This is a genomic window from Arthrobacter sp. AG1021, assembly GCF_003633665.1.
GTDB classification, from domain to species: domain Bacteria; phylum Actinomycetota; class Actinomycetes; order Actinomycetales; family Micrococcaceae; genus Glutamicibacter; species Glutamicibacter soli.
The window spans coordinates 251,282-268,598 of sequence record NZ_RBLB01000008.1 but is presented as its reverse complement, the minus strand read 5'-3'; the positions used below and the strand labels follow the sequence as shown (position 1 = coordinate 268,598).

General features: G+C 67.4%; 16 protein-coding genes. 4 read left to right on the top strand and 12 right to left on the bottom strand.

Translation table 11 applies throughout. The features are described from left to right. Nucleotides 1-12: 12 nt before the first annotated feature. From DFO58_RS09765 to DFO58_RS09755, 3 genes are read right to left on the bottom strand one after another with little or no spacing between them, the layout of a single operon-like run. Entirely contained in the window at nt 13-1,935 is a 1,923-nt protein-coding gene (locus DFO58_RS09765; RefSeq protein ID WP_120990433.1) for a glycosyltransferase, read from the bottom strand. Beyond that, on the bottom strand, nt 1,932-3,635 hold the full coding sequence (locus DFO58_RS09760) for a hypothetical protein (RefSeq protein ID WP_053797879.1): 1,704 nt from the start codon (nt 3,633-3,635) through the stop codon (nt 1,932-1,934). Before DFO58_RS09760 ends, DFO58_RS09765 begins: the two co-directional genes overlap by 4 nt. Continuing rightward, nucleotides 3,625-5,532 carry a cellulose biosynthesis cyclic di-GMP-binding regulatory protein BcsB gene (locus DFO58_RS09755; protein ID WP_053797878.1) on the bottom strand — a complete coding sequence of 636 codons (1,908 nt, stop codon included), beginning with the start codon at nt 5,530-5,532 and terminating at the stop codon, nt 3,625-3,627. Before DFO58_RS09755 ends, DFO58_RS09760 begins: the two co-directional genes overlap by 11 nt. A 274-nt stretch (nt 5,533-5,806) precedes the next feature. Here DFO58_RS09755 and DFO58_RS09750 point away from each other — a divergent pair, with 274 nt between their 5' ends. Both DFO58_RS09750 and DFO58_RS09745 read left to right on the top strand, forming a co-directional pair. Continuing rightward, on the top strand, nt 5,807-7,318 hold the full coding sequence (locus tag DFO58_RS09750) for an EAL domain-containing protein (protein ID WP_120990431.1): 1,512 nt from the start codon (nt 5,807-5,809) through the stop codon (nt 7,316-7,318). A gap of 91 nt (nt 7,319-7,409) precedes the next feature. Continuing rightward, nucleotides 7,410-7,799, top strand: a complete 390-nt coding sequence (locus DFO58_RS09745) for a hypothetical protein (RefSeq protein ID WP_147407240.1) — start codon at nt 7,410-7,412, stop codon at nt 7,797-7,799. An 83-nt stretch (nt 7,800-7,882) separates the two neighbouring features. On the opposite strand, the gene idi is transcribed toward DFO58_RS09745, so the two are convergent. The 8 genes from idi to DFO58_RS09705 all read right to left on the bottom strand — a co-directional run bounded on the left by idi (nt 7,883) and on the right by DFO58_RS09705 (nt 14,198). Beyond that, entirely contained in the window at nt 7,883-8,404 is a 522-nt protein-coding gene (idi, locus tag DFO58_RS09740; protein ID WP_047118861.1) for an isopentenyl-diphosphate Delta-isomerase, read from the bottom strand. Nucleotides 8,405-8,483: 79 nt separating this feature from the next. Further along, the gene (locus DFO58_RS09735; RefSeq protein ID WP_120990429.1) at nt 8,484-9,344 is read right to left on the bottom strand and encodes a prenyltransferase; all 861 of its coding nucleotides are present in this window, start codon (nt 9,342-9,344) and stop codon (nt 8,484-8,486) included. Beyond that, a complete protein-coding gene (locus DFO58_RS09730; RefSeq protein ID WP_053797874.1) occupies nt 9,341-9,688 on the bottom strand; it encodes a lycopene cyclase domain-containing protein in 348 nt (115 codons plus the stop codon). Before DFO58_RS09730 ends, DFO58_RS09735 begins: the two co-directional genes overlap by 4 nt. Continuing rightward, on the bottom strand, nt 9,678-10,025 hold the full coding sequence (locus DFO58_RS09725) for a lycopene cyclase domain-containing protein (RefSeq protein WP_120990427.1): 348 nt from the start codon (nt 10,023-10,025) through the stop codon (nt 9,678-9,680). Before DFO58_RS09725 ends, DFO58_RS09730 begins: the two co-directional genes overlap by 11 nt. Beyond that, on the bottom strand, nt 10,022-11,620 hold the full coding sequence (crtI, locus tag DFO58_RS09720; RefSeq protein ID WP_120990425.1) for a phytoene desaturase family protein: 1,599 nt from the start codon (nt 11,618-11,620) through the stop codon (nt 10,022-10,024). The genes DFO58_RS09725 and crtI overlap by 4 nt, the downstream gene beginning before the upstream one ends. Beyond that, nucleotides 11,610-12,587 carry a squalene/phytoene synthase family protein gene (locus DFO58_RS09715; RefSeq protein ID WP_120990423.1) on the bottom strand — a complete coding sequence of 326 codons (978 nt, stop codon included), beginning with the start codon at nt 12,585-12,587 and terminating at the stop codon, nt 11,610-11,612. Before DFO58_RS09715 ends, crtI begins: the two co-directional genes overlap by 11 nt. Before the next feature lie 2 nt (nt 12,588-12,589). Then, complete coding sequence (locus DFO58_RS09710) at nt 12,590-13,684, bottom strand: polyprenyl synthetase family protein (RefSeq protein WP_053797871.1); 1,095 nt, start codon at nt 13,682-13,684, stop codon at nt 12,590-12,592. A 7-nt stretch (nt 13,685-13,691) separates the two neighbouring features. After that, nucleotides 13,692-14,198, bottom strand: a complete 507-nt coding sequence (locus tag DFO58_RS09705) for a MarR family transcriptional regulator (protein ID WP_120990421.1) — start codon at nt 14,196-14,198, stop codon at nt 13,692-13,694. Nucleotides 14,199-14,309: 111 nt separating this feature from the next. Here DFO58_RS09705 and DFO58_RS09700 point away from each other — a divergent pair, with 111 nt between their 5' ends. Together DFO58_RS09700 and DFO58_RS09695 are read left to right on the top strand one after the other, a co-directional pair. Next, nucleotides 14,310-15,122 (top strand): tryptophan-rich sensory protein, encoded by an 813-nt coding sequence (locus DFO58_RS09700; protein WP_120990419.1) that lies wholly within the window; start codon nt 14,310-14,312, stop codon nt 15,120-15,122. Beyond that, nucleotides 15,119-16,597: an SDR family oxidoreductase gene (locus DFO58_RS09695; RefSeq protein ID WP_047118855.1), complete on the top strand. Its 1,479-nt coding sequence runs from the start codon at nt 15,119-15,121 to the stop codon at nt 16,595-16,597. The genes DFO58_RS09700 and DFO58_RS09695 overlap by 4 nt, the downstream gene beginning before the upstream one ends. Here the strand turns inward: DFO58_RS09695 and DFO58_RS09690 are convergent. Next, entirely contained in the window at nt 16,594-17,184 is a 591-nt protein-coding gene (locus DFO58_RS09690; protein WP_113607832.1) for a MarR family transcriptional regulator, read from the bottom strand. The genes DFO58_RS09695 and DFO58_RS09690 overlap by 4 nt on opposite strands. Nucleotides 17,185-17,317: the final 133 nt, after the last annotated feature.

The following is a 17,317-nucleotide window of genomic DNA, read 5'->3' as shown; positions in this document are numbered from 1 at the left end:
CACCGCGGCTGCTCAGCTGGCCAGGAACTCGTCCTCTTCATCCAGTCCATGCGGGGTCTTCTCCCACACGTGCGGGGTACGGACCATTTGGTAGGCCGCGCGCCATGCCGCGATGGAATGCAAGACCCAATAAGCGGGGTTCAGCAGCGCGAAGGCCGCCACCCGCGCACCGTAGCGTCGCCACGCGACGATACCGGAGACCACAATCATCATGGCGTTGCCGAAGATCATGGTGCCCCAGCCCAGGGCAAGCAGGCCTTGGGGAAGATCCAGGCCGATGAACTGCACGCCGATGTAGGTCACGATGGTGAAACCAAGCACCAGCGGATACGCCAAGAACGCCAGCGGGGTTCCGGCAATCAACCCGATCATGCCGACGGCGCCGCCCAGCCCGGTGCGTTTGGCGAAACGCAGCGGGCGGCGCATGTTGACCGCCGCGGTCACCATGTAGCCCTTGATCCACCGGGTGCGCTGCCTGATCCACGCCGGGACCTTCGAACAGGCCTCCTCCCAAGTGGTCGAATTGATGATGCCCACCCGGAAGCCGCGCACGCTGGCGCGAAGCCCCAAATCGGCGTCCTCGGTCACGTTCCACGGATCCCAGCCGCCCAATTCACGCAGCTGGCGCGCACGGAAGTGGTTGGACGTGCCGCCCAGAGGCAGCGGAATCCCCGTGCCTTCAAGGCCGGGAAGCATGGAATCAAACCAATGCGAATACTCGACCGCGAACATCTTGGTGAGCACGTTGTGCTCCGCGTTGAAATAGTTCAGCGCCGCCTGCACGCACACGAGCGGGCGCACGGTGCCGTCAACCTGCGACCTGATCCGCTCGTCTTCGCGGAACGCATCGATCGCCTTGCGAAGCTGGTCCGGTTCCGGCCGGTCCTCCGCATCATAGATCACCACGAACTCTCCATTGGCCATCGCCAATCCGTAGTTGCAGGCACGGGGCTTGGTCTGCGGCACCCCGCGCGGGACCACCAGGATGCGCACATTGCTCGGCGGGGCCGCCGCCTTGGCCGCGGCGATGGTTTCCTGGTCGTCTTCTTCCAGCAGCAGCAGCACTTCCAGCTTGGATTTCGGGTAGTCCAGCGCGCCGATGTTCTCCAGCAGCTTGGCGATGATGTTCGCCTCGTGGAACGCGGGGATCAGGATGGTGTAGATCGGCAGTTCGTCGTCGGGGATGCGATCCGTGCTCGGTGCCTTGACCCCGTAGCGCTTCCGCCACAGCCCGAGCCTGCGCGCGGCCAGCCGGCGGCGGGCGCGCTGGATCGGGGCATTGATGCTGGCAACCGTCTTAAACAGGATGCTTGTGGCAAAGCTGATGTTCGCCGCGAAGAGGACCACGATCATCGTCCGGCGGAAGTCCACCACGAGTCCGGCGATGAACACCGCCAGCAGGATCGCGGGAAGGACCATTTGCCAAATTGTCAATGCGACTTTCGCTGACTGGGCGGGATCGTCCACGGACAGCCGGTCCGCCGCGTCATAGAGCATTTCCCGGCGGAAGCTCGCCTGGAGCGCCTGCTGGATGTCCCAGTCGGTCGTCGCCACGACATCCACCGGCGCGCCGAGAAGTTCCCGGGCTTCCGCCAGGACGGCAGGGGTCGGCGCAGTGCAGGTAGCGATCGTGATCCGCCCGTCATCCTGACGCTGGTAGGGCAGCCAGGCCGAAGACAATGCCCATTCATGGTCGAGTTCCGCCAGCAGATCCGGTTGCGGCGGATCTTCGACCAGGTCAACCAGCGTGGTGCCCCACTGTCCGGCGAGCGCGGCGTACATGTCGCGGCGTTGCACGGCCCCGGCCAGCAACAGGTGGCGGCCGAGCAGTCCGCCTTCGCGGCGCTGGTCTTCCAAGGCCCGGTCGATGTCGGACTGGGTTGCCAGGTGCTGGTCCACCAGCAGCTGCCCCAAGGGCTTGTAGGCGGTGTTCATCGATCGATCCTTTGCAGCACGGCGTGCGTGGGCGAGGTGTAGACGGTTCGGTAGCTGGCCCGCGCAGAGGGCCGCGCGATGAACGCCTGGTCGACCAGGTCCACTGGCCCCGAATTGACCGGCGCCCCGTCCTTTTCGACATTCAGCAGCACCCAGCGGGCATGCGCCGCCGGGTTGTCCAGGGCCTGGGTGAAGTTGTCCCCGGAGGCGCGCAGGAAGATCTGCGAGATATCGATGCCCAGCAGCGGCACGATCGCGTTGCCTCGGGCGCTTTCATCAAGCAGCAGCCCGCCGCCGTCGTAGTTCTGCGCCAGCCACTGCGCCGCCTCGGTGGAATACCGGGTGGAGCCGGCGCTCATGGCGGCCTCGGCCAGCACCGGCGCGCGATCGACGGGACCGGCAATCCACCAGCCAAGCTGCAGCAGCACTGCCGCGCCGAGCCCGGCCGCCGCGCCCGCGCGCAGCACCTGCCGCGTCTGAAGTCGCCAGTTGTCCTTCCGCGTGAGCCACTGCCCGGCGGCGTCCACTGCCAGCGCCGCCGCCAGCAGGAAAAACGGCATGGCGGTCATGGCGAAGCGGTTGTTCCACCAGGTGCTGGGCAGCGAATGCGCGTTGTTGATCGCGGTCTGGCCCAAGTACATGCTCACCACCGCGAAGACATAGGCGCTGGAGGTCAGCCAGAGCACCAGCCCCGGCGTTTGCAGGCGCCACCGGTAGGCGGCGACCAGCAGGCCCGCACCGGCGAGCACGAGCAGCAGCACTCCGGCGGTGCCCAGCACCGAGGAATGGAACGTGAGCAGGGTCAGCCCCAAATTGCCCTTGGTGGGCAGCAGGCCGCTGCTGCTGATGGAGGACTGCTGGGCGCTGGCCGAGTAGGGGCCGAACATGAATTCCAGCGGGTCCCCGTAGATCCCCCAGTTGTAGGCCAGCCACCAGCACACCGCCAGCGCGGGAATCCATGCGTATCCGGCGGCCATGATGATCATCTGCTGGAGCGAACGGGTACGTCGCAGGGTCACCACGCACACGAAAATGGTGCCGGTCAGCGCCAGCATCCATCCTTCGTAGCGCGAGAGCATGGCCGCCGCGGTGGGAATTCCGGCGAAGACCGCCAGCTCCCCGGCGCTCATCCTGCGCGGCGCCAGCGCCCAGCGGCTCAATCCGGACAGTGCGGCGACGAGGAACAGCAGCAGCACCGGTTCGGTCAGCGCCGTGGTGTAGAGATACAGCACGCTGGGGTTGGCCAGCAGCAGAACCAGCATCGCCAGGCGGCCGGCACGGCCGATGCCCAGACGGGCCGCGATGCGGTAGAGTCCCGCGGCGGTACCGGACAAGGCGGCGCTTCCCAGCAGGGCCGCGGCCCACCCGGTATGGAAGAGCGGGTCGATCGCCACCAGCGGGATCAGCAGCAGGTGCGGCACCGGCAGCCATACGGTGCCCAGCTGTTCGAAGCCGGGAGCCATCGAGTCGATCACGCGTCGCGCGATGGTCAGGTGGCTCTGGGCGTCGGAGTAGGCCATGGCCCAGCCGCTGGGCACGGTGACGGCGCTGGCCGCCAGTCCGAGCAGCCCGGCGGCAAGCGCCACCAGCACGGAGCCGGGCACCTTGCGCACCTCCGGCGGGGCGCCCAGCAGCCGCCAGGCACGCTGCAGCCGCGAAACTATTGATTGTTTCGGGGCCGTGCCGGTGCTAGCGCTCATTGGATGAGGGTACGGACTGCGGGCCGCCGGCTGCCGCCTCCGCGGCCGCCTGCGCCTTGGCTCGGCGGTTGGACCTGCGCAAGGCGAACGCGCCAGCCAGACCGGCCAGGACCAGGGCCGCGACGCCGCCGGCCGCCCACCAGGCGTAGGGGCGGTAGTCGTCGGTGAGCGAATCCTGCGGGATCAACGCATTGCTTTCCACCAGGACCGGCGCGGCGCCCTCCTGCGCGACCAGCAGGTTGCGCGAGAGCGAAGACCAGCCGCCGGCGGCTGGCGCCACCCGGTCGGCTAGATCGTGATACAGCGCATCGGTGGCTGTTCCGTCTGGCGACCAGCCGCCGGCCAGCAGCACGGCGCGACCCGAATCCTCGAAGGCCTGCAGCGCGGCGTACGGCTCCTCGGTGCCCACCCCCGCGGAGAGCACGGAGGATTCGATGGTGCGGAAACGTTCCAGGCGCAACGGCGCGCCGAGCTCATCGGCAAGCTGCGCATCGCCTCCCACCACCACGGTGCTCAGCGGCGAGCCGGCCACATCCTCGATGGCAAGGTTCTGCACGTGCAACGGCACGGCGCTGGCCTGTTGCAACGAGGCCAGCAGGCTGGTGGCGAGCGCATTTGCCGTCTCCGCGGAAGTCCCGGCGCCCAGGGCGAGGCCCACTTCGCCTGCGGTTTGCTGCGGCAGCATCTCGAATCCCGCGGCGCGGCCCGCGCCGTACTGCGGGGTCACGGTGCTGGCGCTACCATCCAGATGCACCTGGACGGGCAAAGTGCCGGCGATGGCGCAGTTTGCGCCCTGCGCCGCGGCATCCAGCTGGAGGCGCAAGCCGTTGCGCGAGGTGACCAGCGACTGCGGGATCTGGATGTCCGCGTTGAGCGCGGTGCTCTGATCCAGCACGAAGGAATCGACCAGCTGGTCGTTCCAATACACGTTCAGGGCCGCTTCGGTATTCTCCGGGATGGCGCTGTGCGTCCCGGACAGATGCACCTGGGCTCCGTCCAGGCTTGAACCGAGCTGGGCCTCGTCCACTCCGATGTACAGCGAGGATTGGCCGTAGCCCTCCAGCTTCGGTGCGGTGGCGCCGAGATCCGCGAAGCTCATCACCTCCGCCGGGGTCCAGCGCTCGCCCTGGACCGGCGCTGCCTCGGCGTCTACGTGGCGGCCGACCGCCAGGGTGAGTGCCCGGCTGCGGATCACGGTGTCGAGCTCTGCCAGCTGCTCCGCGGTCCCGCTGATCCGCAAGGTGGTTCCGGCGCGATCCAGGGCAAGCTTCATGCCCTGCTCTGCGAGCTCGAAGGCGACGGTGTAATCCGCATCCGCGGCATTCCAGGCGATATCGGCGGACGGGAAGGCAGCGGCCAGAGCGGGGACCGCGCTCAGCGCAGCCTGCGAGGCTTCGCCTTCACCCTGGATGGACACCGAGCCGGGCGAGCTTGCAAAAAACTGCGCCACCGATTCAGGGGCCTTGGCCTCGCCCGCAGCCTGAAGCTGTACCTGGGAGAGCTCAACCTGCTGCGGTTCGACGCTCAGGCAGCGGCCTTCCCGGGACTCGGGAAGCCAGCGGACCGCGACATCCAAGGTGCCGTTCTCCGCCGCGTGCTTCGCGTTCAGCGACAGGTCGAATGCGCCGGACTGGGCGACCGGCAGGGTCTTGATGATGTCCTTGCCGACGCGTAGCTGCAGCTGCCCGTCCGTGGCCGTGGTCGAGACCCGGCCCTTGATCGACGCAGGCTTCAGCCCCTGTGCCACGGGCACCGTAACGGTTGCCCAAGCTCCGGTGTCGCTGGTGGAGGCCGGCTGGCTGACCTTCACGGATTCATCGGCCAGCGCAGGTGCCGAAGGCAGCAGGCTCAGCATGAGCGCGGAGCCGAGGACAGGGACCAGGATTTTTCGGTTCACATTTCTCCAAAGGGCCGGGCCCGAAACTTTCGAGACCGGTGGCTAGGACACAGACAGCTGCGGTACCCCACCTAGAAAGACCCGGCAATCCCGATCCAGCGTGCTGCAATCCCCAGAGCAGTGTGCACGTCGTGGCTGCCGCCGGGACCGTTTCCGGACCGGCCTGTCAAACTCCGCACTCTAAAACTACTGACCGTTATGGGCAAAAACAAAAAATAATGTGCTAGAACTCTAGTTGGCTTGGACACAAGCCGGACAATGAAGGGACGCACCTGTGCATGAGTCGGCCGATGACCCGAGGATCAAAGAGCTCATCGACGCAATCCTTCGCACCGCTACCGGGGATTTCAGGACGTTTCTGGAACCCAGCAGCCGGCGCGACGGCATCGATGCGATTATCGTGGGGTTCAACGCCATGTCCGCGCGGCTGTCCGAACTCTATGGCCGGCTCGACGAACAGGTGGTCCGGCGCACCGCCCAGCTCGAATCGGCCGGAGAGCAGCTGCGGATCCTGGCCTACAGCGATCCGCTGACCGGGCTGGCCAACCGGGCGGAGCTGGGCCGGCATCTTGATTCCCAGCTTGCCGAGGTGTCCCGCGGTGAGCCTGCCAGCGCTTTGTTCGTGCTGGACCTCGATTCCTTCAAGCTCATCAACGACACCCACGGCCACCATCTGGGCGACCTGGTCCTGCAGGAGATCACCACCCGTCTGCGGCGCATCGTGCGCGACACCGATGTCGCGGCGCGCCTGGGCGGGGACGAATTCGCGCTGCTGGTGCATCTGGACTCCTCCGATGCCCCGGGCTTTGCCGCACGGCTGCTGGCCGAGCTGAACCAGCCGATGGTTCTGGAGTCAATCGTCATCAATCCCGGGGTGAGCATCGGCTACGCCCAGGCGGATGCGTCATTGGATGCCGAGCAATGGATGCAGCAGGCCGACACCGCCATGTACGAGGCCAAGCGTTCCAAAACCGACAAGGTCCAGCGTTTCGCGCAGCACATGCTCGTTGAGCGCGTCACCAAGTCCCAGCTGATCGCGGACTTGCGCAGTGCGGTGCGCACCGAGGAGATTTACGCGGACTACCTGCCGATCGTCGATCTTGAAACCTCACGCGTCCTGGCGTATAAAGCCCGTGCCCGGTGGGATCATCCGGAGAAGGGCCTGATCCCGCCTGAGATCTTTGTACCTCTGGCGAAGCAGTCCGGGTTGCTGCCGGCGGTGCGCCACCGCATGGTGCGCAATTCACTGGACGATTTCTCCTCGTGGCGCCGCAGCGGGGAAATTTCCGCGGACTGTCGCCTGCATCTGAATATCAACCACATCGCCCTGCGGGAGGATGCGTTCGCCGCGCAGCTGGCCGAGGAGCTGGCCACACTGCAAATGCCCGCCGCGAACCTGGTCCTGGAGGTCACCGAGGGGCATTTCATCTCGGAAGACGGCGCGGAATTGCGCACCATGCGCAAGCTCAGGGAGCTGGGCATCCAGGTGTATCTCGACAAGTTCGGTGCCGGATACTCGTCCTTCGGCTATCTCGCGAGACTGCCGTTGGGCGGCATCAAGCTCGATAAGTCCCTGACCAATGGCATCGAGACGGATCGGGTCAAGCACGAGGTGCTGCGCGCGATCGTGGCCATGGCCGATGCCCTGTCACTGGATTGCATTGCCGTGGCGGTGCGCACCGACCAGCAGGCGCAGGTGCTGCGGGCACTGGGAGTGGGCACAGCGCAGGGCTACCACGTCGGCGCCTCGGCGAAGCGTGCTTCGCTCCCTCCTGAGCGTGGGTAGACTGGGCATATGCGGGAGCAATCCCCCGGTGGCCTGACTCGCACTCGCGGCACCCGGCGGGGCCCCGTTCACACTGAGCATATGGGGATCTATGAATCAATCATCAATGGCCGGAGCGACCGGCACATCCGCGCGGGCGTGGAGCATCACGCGCTTACCGGGAAAACTTCTCGAAGTCACCTTCAGCCCGGGCATGAGCCTCGGCGCAGACGACACCGCGCGTCTGGTGCAGAGCCTGCAGCATCATTCGGGCAGCCATCCAGCGCGGGTGCTGATCAACGTTTCGGGCCTGAGCAATGTCTGCCCTGAGGTCGCAGGGGTCCTGTCCTCCAATTCACGACCCACACGGTTGGCCTTCCTGGGCGAGAGCCTGATGGACGAGGTGCTTGCCGGCTTCATCCTGCCCGAGCTGGACGGAGCGATCACCTCGCGCTACTTCACCGCACGGGCCGCCGCGCTGGCGTACCTCGGCCAGCGCTGAGCCGCCGCAACGCCGCTGGGCCCCGGACACGACTGGACGTCGTGTCCGGGGCCCAGCTGCAAGCACGGCGGAGTAATGGCGGTTCAGCCGCGAAGGCCGTAGAGGTCCATGTCCGGGGCCTGCGTGACCAGCCACGGGCTGAACGCCCAGGGGGTGGCGGTCATGGCCCTGCCCAGTTGCAGCGGATCCACCCAGTGGTAGTCCATGACTTCATCGGGCGCCGGAGCCAGCTCCGAGTCGATCACCGCGGTGAACACCGGGCAAATCTCGTTTTCCACGATGCCCGAGGCATCAACCGCCCGGTAGCGGTAGTCGGGCAGCACCACGGACAGGCCGCTGATCTTCATGCCCAGTTCGCGTTGGGCGTGGCGGCTGATGGCGTCCTCGAAGGACTCGCCGGGCTGCGGGTGGCCGCAGAAGGAATTGGTCCAGACCCCGGGCCAGGTTTTCTTGTCCAGCGACCTGCGGGTGACCAGCACCTGTCCCTCGGTATTGAGAACATGGCAGGAGAACGCCTGGTGCAAGGCCGTGTCGGTAGTGTGTACAAGTTCCTTGGGACATGTGCCGATGGGTTCGCCGGTCTCTGAAAGCAGGATTACGTCCATGATCTCAACCGTACCCGAGCTTTCGCGGCCACGGGGCCCGGGCTCGCCAGGGCTGCCGGACGCGGCGGTGCCGCGTAGCTCACCCAAAACTCAGCACCGCGATGATCAGCATGGTCAGCAGGAACCCGCAGACGTAGTTGATCCACAAGAACCGCTTCCAGGCCTTGTTGGCGCTCCCCGAGGTCTCATCCGTGACACCCAGGTGGGGCAGGACATTAAGCACGTAGGGAATGGCCAGCAAGCCGGCCAGCGCGGGCAGCCCGTCCAGCGAGGCGAACAGCAGGATGCCCGCCGTCAGGTAAGCGATGAGCACCAGATAGAGCGTGGTCCTTGCCGAGCTGACGGTGGCGATGGATCCCAGCCCAGCCTCGCGGTCCGGGATGATGTCCTGGATGGCCCCCAGCGCGTGGCTGGCAATGCCCCACAACAGGAAGGCGGTGAAGACGAGCCATTGCGCGGCGCCCAGGGCGGTGCCGGCCAGCACCCAGCCGTACACCGCCGGGGAGACGAAGTGCACCGCGCTGGTCACCGAGTCCAGGCCCGGGCGTTCCTTGAAACGCAGCTTCGGCGCGCTGTAGGCGAGCACCGCGGCCAGCGACATCAGCAGCACCAGGTTCGAAGCAGCCGTCCCGGCGAGCGCCAGCACCAGCACGAAGGGCGCGGTGGCCAGCAGGCACCAGCGCAGCACCGCCGTATGCGATTCCTTCGCGAGCAGCGCGCCCTCGACACCGCCCTTGCGCGGGTTGCGCAGGTCCGATTCGTAGTCGAACACGTCGTTGACCCCGTACATCAGCAGGTTGTAGGGAATCAGGAAGAACAACGTGCCGATCACGAATTTCCAGTCGATTCCGCCGCCGGCCAGCAGGTAGGCGGCGGCGAAGGGGTAGGCGGTGTTCACCCAGGAGATCGGGCGAGAGGTGAGCAGCAGTTCCTTGATCATCGTGCGCTCCTCGCGGTGGGTTCCGGTCTCGTGTCCTGGTCGCGCGGGGCGGCTGAGAGAAGCCACCAGAGCCCGGAGATGAACAGGACCGCGCACACCGGGTAGAAGAAATCCTCGATCGGCGCCAGGCCGATGCGCACGCCGGTCAGCGTGTGCTGGCCGTAGTCGAAGAGCCCGGCGTAGATCATGAGGTTGTCGAAGATGGCGGTCAGCACCACCATGACGGCCAGCGCCGCTCCCAGCTGGCCCGCGACCCGGCGCAACGGGATCCGGCGGACCAGCAGGGCGGCGGCCAGTGTCAGCGCCGCGGCGGCGGTGAACCAGAGGCTGAGTTCAAGAAACATTCTCCGCTCCCTTCCGCTGCAGTGTGCGGCGCAGCCAGGTGGTGGCCACCGGCCAGCCGGTGACCACGATCATCGATGAATAGCACAGGAACAGCAGGAAAAAGACTTCTTCCAGCGGGAACTGGTCCCCCACCATCAGACCGGTCATCAGCTCGGACTCGCGGTGCAGGAAGATGCCCCTCTCGATGGCCAGCACGTCCCACAGGACGAAGAAGCCGGTGCCCGCGGCCAGGGCGATCACCGCGCGCACGGGGTGGCGGAAGATGAACAGTTTGCCCTTCGCGTCGCACAGCAGCATGCAACCCAGCAGGGCGATCAGAATGAGCAGGTAGATCATGGGGCCGTCCTGTCCCGGGTCGCGAAGCCTGCCGGGTCCAGCGCGCCCGGGGCGCTGATCCCCTCGACGGCCTTGGCCGCCAGCTCGCCGCTGATCAGGCACATGGGCACCCCGACGCCGGGGCGGACGGTGCTGCCCGCATAGTAGAGCCCGTCGACGGTGGAGCTGCGGTTGGACGGGCGGAACATGGCGCTTTGGCGCAGGGTGTGCGCCAGGCCCAGGGCCCCGCCCCGGTAGGCGCCGTACTGCTGTGCGAAATCCTCGGGGCCGATGCTCTGGCGCACGATGATCCGCTCACGCAGGTCCGGGATCTTCGCCCAGCGCGACAGCTGGTCGATGGCTGCGTCCGCGACCTGCTCCACGGCCGGGTCCCCCTGCCCGTCGGGTCCGCCGGTTCCCCAGGCGGCCGCGGCCGGGGCGGGAACCAGGATGAACACGTTTTCGCACCCGGCCGGCGCGACGCCGGGGTCGGTGGCGCTGGGTTTGCACACGTAAATGCTGGTTTCCCCGCGCAGCGGCCGGCCTTCGCGGATGCGGGCGAAGTTGACGTCCCAGTCCTTGGTGAACAGCAGGTTGTGGTGTTCCAGCTGCGGCAGCGTGCCGGTGATTCCCAAGCAGAGAAGCACCGCGCTGGGGCCCGGGTCCAGGGATTCGAAGCGCTTGGCCGTGTGGGTGTGCAGCTGCTGCGGCAGCAGCGTGGAATCCAGGTGGCGGGCGTCAGCGGCCCCGATCACCGCGTCGGCCGTCGTGTGCTGTTCCCGGCCTTCGGCATCGATCCAGCGCACCGCGCGCACCGCAGGCTTGTGTCCATCACGATTCTGGCCGGTGGCGATCCCGGTGGCCGTGGCGCCGAGCTCGATGCGTGCCCCGTGGCTGCGGGCCAGGCCGGCCATCGCGTCGGCCACGGCGGCGAACCCGCCCAGCGGGTACTGCACCCCCTGGCTCAGGTCCAGGTGGCTCATCAGCTGGTAGAGCGCCGGGGTGCGCCGCGGGCTGGAGCCCAGGAACACCGCCGGGTAGCCCAGGATCTGGCGGGCGGGTGTGCTGCAAAAGCGCCGGGCGATGTGCCCGTGCAGGCTGCCGGCCAGCAGCGGAAGCAGCTGCGGCAGGTGCTTGAGGATGCCCGGGCGCAGCAGGCTCCGCGGGTGGTGGAAGTCGTCGTAGAGGAAGTGCTCCAAGGCCAGCTGGTAGCCGGTCGCGGCGCGGGCCAGGTAGGTGTCCAGTTTCGCGCCGCTGCCGGGTTCCAGCTGCTCGAACAGCTCGCGCGCCGCCTGGCCGGTGCCCACGTCCACCGGTTCGGCGGCGTGCTCGAAGAAGGTGCGGTAGCCCACCGGCAGCCGGCGCAGCTGCAATTGCTCCTGCACGCTGCTTCCCATCAGGGCGAACCAGTGCTCGAAAACCTCGGGCATCAGGTACCAGGACGGTCCGGTGTCGAAGCGGAAGCCCTCGCGTTCCAGGCGTCCGGAGCGCCCTCCCACGTGCTCGTGCTGTTCGAGCACGGTGACCTGGTGGCCGCGCGCGGCGAGCAGGCCGGCGCTGGCCAGTCCGGAGAATCCGGCGCCGATGACCACGACGTGCTTGGGTTCAGGCTGCATGCGGTCCCCCGCTCAGCGGAAGCTGCGCCACGTGCGGGGCTTGCCCGGCGGGCCCGGGATTGGGTTCGGGGTCGGGGGCGCGCCAGCGGTGCCCCGTGGCAAGCACGCGGGCGGCGATCAGCGCCTTGCGCGGTGCGGAGACCGAGATGCGCGCGGTGAGCAGCTGCTCTGCCGGGGCCTTGTCCAGCTGGCGGTTCAGCCGGGCGAACAGGTCGTGGGCCATGCGCACCGCGCGGGCCGCGGTCGGCGCCAGGTAGGGCAGCCCGGCGCGGGCATGGGCCAGGTCCGTCTCGATGTCCGCCACCAGCTCCCGCTTGCGCGCTTCGGTGAAGTGCTCGGGATCGATGCCCGGGAAGTACACGCGCTCCAGCTGCCGGCTGTCGGTGGCCAGGTCGCGCAGGAAGTTCACCTTCTGGAAGGCGGCGCCCAGGCTGCGCGCGGCGCGCTCGGCCAGCTGCGCCTGCGCGGGGGTTTCGGCCGGGGCTGAGGGCATGGCGCGGAACACCTGCAGGCACATCAGCCCGACCACTTCGGCGGAGCCGTAGATGTATTCGCGCAGGCTCTGCTCGCTGTGCCGGTGCACACTCAGATCCGCGCGCATCGAGGCGAAAAACGGGTCGGTGAGCTTTTCGGTGATGCCGGTCTCGCGGGCGGTGAGCGCGAAGGCGTGCACCACCAGATTCGTGCTGTAGCCGCGCTGCAGGGCCAGAGCCGTCTGCGCCTGCAGCTCGTCCAGGCAGTCGCCAACCGCCTGCGGGTTCAGGCCGGCCTGGCTGGCGACGCCGTCCACCACCTCGTCGGCGAGGCGGACCAAGGCGTAGATGTTCGCGATATGCGCGGCGCTGGCGGCATCCAGCATCCGGCAGGCCAGCGAGAAGGAGGTGGAGTACTCCCCGAGCACCAGCCGGGCGCTGCGGGCCGCGGTGCGGGAGTAGGTCTGCAGGGCGGTGGGGCGGGCCGCGGCCATGCTCACCAGCTCCTTTCCAGGATCAGCCGGGTGCAGTGGTGCAGCCGGTATTGGGCGTCTTCGGGCAGGCGCAAAAAGGCCGCCGAACGGGTGGCTGAAGTGCACAGCTGGCGGGCCAGCTGGCGGGCGAAGGCCTCCGCGTCCTGCTCGGCCATCGCCTGGCGCACCTCTTGCGCTGCGACGTTGCCGGCGCGGAATTCCTGCAGCAGCACCGCGAAACCGGGATTCTCCGCGGCCAGCGAAAGCAGGATGGTGCTCTTGAATTCGCGCAGGTCCGAATCGACGGGCTTGCCGGTATCCTGCGGATCGCCGAAGGTGCCCAGCACGTCGTCGATCACCTGGTAGGCGACCCCCAGCTTGGAACCGATGGCTCCGAGCAGCTGCGCCTGCAGCGCATCGGCCCCGGCCAGCAGCGCTCCGGCCTGCAGCGGCAGCTGGAACGAGTAGGCGGCGGTTTTCAGCTCCTCCATGTGCAGCACATCGGCTGTGGTGGCCGGGTGCGGGTGCAGCGAGTAGAGCAGATCTTCCAGCTCCCCCGCGCCGGCCTGCTCGATGGCCTGGAAGAAGCAGGCTTCGACCTGCTCCTCGTTGTCCAGCCCCGCAGCGGCCCGGGCCGCGACCTTGATGGCTTCGGTCAGCAGCAGGTCTCCGGCGATCAGCGCGGCGCTGTTGCCCACGTGCTCGGCATCGGTGCGGCTGCGCCCGTAGCCGGAGGCCTCGTCGCGGTAGACCGCGGAGATGGTCGGCGCCCCGCGGCGCAGGAAGTCGCGGTCGATGATGTCATCGTGGATGATCAGCGCGTTGTGCAGCAGCTCGAACGCGCAGGCCAGGTCCAGCGCCCGGCGGCGGTTGCGCCCGCCGAAAGCCTCGTAGCCGAGCATTACCAGGCCGGGTCTGGCCAGCTTGCCGGTAGCCAGCCGCTCGCCCAGCTGATCCCAGAGCTGCGCGCCGTGCCGCGAGTAGTTGGCGGTCCGCTGGCGAGCCGATGCGGTGAGGTGTCCTAGATGGCCGGAGATTTCCGACAGCGTGGCGTCATCGGCGAAGGCGACGCTGCGCTGCGCCGGCTGGGTGTCCGTGCGGTCTGCATGTGTGGTCATGGTGTCCCTACTTCGCTGGTTCATCGGTCTGCGTCGGTGCCGGCCCGGCGGCCGGCAGGGAGGATGCGGCAAGCTCTTCGCTGGCCTGCCTCAGCAAGTCGGCAACCCGGGAGCGGCCGGGCTCGTCCAGTTGTTCACAGAGTCTATGCAGATTGCGCAGCAACGCCAACCCCGGACCTGTACAGTGCGGATAGTTGGCCCCGGGCCCGATCACGGTTCGGCGGCGGTCTGCGCCATGCGCATGCCGGGAGACGAACCCGCGCGATTCAAGCCGGTCGAGCACGGTGGTTGAGCCGGCCGAGGAAAGGCCCAGATAGCGCCCCAGGGTCCCGGGACTCACCGGATCCACCGTCCGCAGCAGGTTCAGTGCCCGCAGGTCAGAATCGTTGAGCTCAAGCTGGGAACGGTAACGATTTTGAGCCAGGTCGTAGGACAGGCACAGTTGCTGGACCAGCCGGAAGAGGTCCCCGGTGGAGACTCGCGGGTCGGGCGGAACTTGTGAATTCTCTGGCATGTTATCTCACTTGGTTGATATTTAGCCTGTCTAGATACATCATGGTTTAAGTATTCGGATTTGTCGACTCTTCCCGGAAAGTTTCCCAGCTGACACCCAAGGAGATGGATCATGCAGCAGTCGATAGCAGTCCCCCGCCGGCCAGTCCTGGCGGCCCAAATAGGCACCGCGCTCGCCATTGCGCTGGCCATCTACGGATCATTCCTGGGCAGCGGCGCCGCCGGCGGCACCCCCATCCAGAATGCCGCCGGCGGATACCTCAGCGCGGATGCCACCCTGCTGGCGCCGGCCGGCCCCGCCTTCTCCATCTGGTCCCTGGTCTATGCAGGCCTTGCCGTCTTCGCGGTATACCAATTCACGTCCGCCGGCACCCGATCCGAAACCCTGCACCGGCTGCGCGGCCCGGCTTCGCTGTCGGCCCTGCTGAACGCGGCTTGGATCCTGACCGCCCAGGCCGGATGGCTCGCCGTGAGCGTCGCAGTCATCTTCATCCTGCTGGCGTCGCTGGTCTGGGTCGCCATGCTCCTGCGCACCTACGGCAGCGCGACGCGGACCGAGCACTGGATCATGTGGATCACCTTCGGCGTGTACCTGGGCTGGGTCTGCGTGGCCAGCCTGGCGAACACCGCCGCGTGGCTTTCTTCGCTGGGAGTCGGCGCCAACGCCTCCTGGCCCGTTGCGGCCGCAATCGTCCTGCTGATCGTGGCCGCCGCCATCGCAGTGGCGCTGACCGGCTACACCCGGGGCCAGCTGGCTCCCGCGGCGGCTATCGCCTGGGGCTTGGCATGGATCGGGGCCAGCCGGCTGTCGGGAACCAATGAATCCACGCTCGTCGGCATCTCGGCGCTGGCCATCGCCGGCCTGGTGCTGCTGGCGGCGCTCGCCGTCGCGGTGCGCGCCCGCAAGGAACGGAGCCTGCCGTGAAGCTGATAGCCGTCACCGGAGCCACCGGCTACATCGGCGGACGGCTGGTTCCGCTGCTGCTGCGCCGAGGACACCGCGTCCGGGTGCTGGCCCGCGACGCCCAGCGGCTGCGCGATGTGCCGTGGCGGGACCAGGTCGAGGTGGTCGAGGGCAGCTTGCAGGATGCCAACGCGGTGGCCGAATTCTGCCGCGGGGCCCACACCGTCTACTACCTGGTGCATTCAATGTCCGGCACCAAAAACTTCATGTCCGACGAGGAACGCTGCGCGCAAACCATGGCTGATTGCGCCAGGAAAGAATCCGTGGCCCAGCTGATCTACCTCTCCGGACTGCACCCGGAGGGCGAACTGAGCGAGCATCTCGCATCCCGGGTGCGGGTGGGCGAGGTGCTCCAGGACAGGAACCCGGATCCAGACGGGCTTCATACCTTGATCCTGCAGGCGGGGCTGGTGATCGGGTCAGGCTCGGCAAGCTTCGAGATGATCCGCCACCTGAGCGACGTGCTCCCGGTGATGCCGGCCCCGCGCTGGGTGAAAAACCGGGTGCAGCCGATCGCGGTGCGCGACACCCTGCACTATCTGGCTGCCTGCGCCGAGCTGGACACTCCGGTGAACGACACCTTCGACATCGGCGGGCCGCGCGCCTACAGCTACGCGGACCTCATGCGCATCTACGCCAAGGTGGCGGGGCTGCGCGAGCCGAGGATCTGGGCCTTGCCGGTGCTCACCCCGCAGCTGGCGTCGCACTGGGTCAACCTGGTCACTCCCCTGCCGCACACCCTGGCCACCGCACTGGTCGGCTCGCTGCAGCACGACTGCGTCATGGGTTCGCACCGCATCGATCAGCTGATCCCCCCACCCGAGGGCGGACTGACCGACTACCCGGACGCGGTGCGCCTGGCCCTGGAGAAGATCGCCTCCGATTCGGTGGAGACCAGCTGGGCCACCGCGCATCCGGTCTCGGCGCCGGCCGAGCCGCTGCCCTCGGATCCGCAGTGGGCCGGACGCAAGATCTACATCGACCAGCGGACCATGGAAACACAGGCTGATCCCGCAGACCTCTACCAGGTCATCGGACGCATCGGCGGGGAATCAGGCTATTTCGTGTTCCCGAGCCTGTGGCGGATCCGCGGGCTGATGGACAAGCTCAGTGGCGGGGTGGGCCTATTGCGCGGGCGCCGCTCGCGCAGCACGCTGGCCTTGGGAGATGTCGTCGACTGGTGGCGCGTCGAAGCGCTGGAACGCAACCAACTGCTGCGGCTGCGCGCGGAAATGCGGGTTCCAGGCCAGGCCTGGCTTGAATTCCGCCTGGAGCAGCGGCCCGGCGAGCGGGTCCAGGTCACCCAGCGGGCGATCTTCGTGCCCCGCGGGCTGGCCGGGCGGGCCTACTGGTGGTCGGTGAGCCCGTTCCACGCATTCATCTTCTCCGGCATGCTCAAGAGCATCGTGCAGCAGGCCGAGGGAACGAGCCCCTAGGATTGACCGGCTTCAGGTTCCTTGCCCTGATCATCGAGAGCGGTTTGCGCGCCGTTCATGCTGTCCTCCATGGCATCCGAGGTCCGGGCGAGGAACCTGATAATCACCTCGCGCTCGGCGTCGGTGAACTCCCGAGCCACCTCGAACCGCTGCGCATGGTGGCGCCCCACCTGCTGGCGGGCCATCAGGTGCGTCGGCCCGGTGACTTCGATGCACCAAGAGCGGCGGTCGGTGGGATGCGGGCGGCGTGCGACATGCTCGCCCTCGATCAGCCGGTCGATCATCTTGGTGACCGATGCGCTGGAAATACCCAGATAGCGGGCGAGCTGGCCGGGGGTGACTGCGGTGCCGGCGTGCTTGGCGGAAATCAGCATGCGCAGGGCGCGCATGTCGGTCTCATTGAGCTTCATGAAGCTCTGGGAATTGCGCATGATTTGGCGTTCAAGCTGGCGCATGCGTCCCATCTCGGCCATGATGCGGTCGATCTGCTCCAAGGCTTCCGGGCTCACTCCCTCGCGCTTGATCAGGTTCTGGTCCGGGTCGGATTCCGCCAGACCGTACATCGTGGGCAGCTTTCGCTCGTTCACCGTTCCCCCTATCCAATTCATTTCCCGCGCAGTCTCCTATTCGGCCGCGGCCTACCGGCGTTTCTTCGATGGTAAGCCCTGAGGCTTCCGGGCATGCTGAAGACTGCGGTGAAATGCGGAAACCCTGCGACCG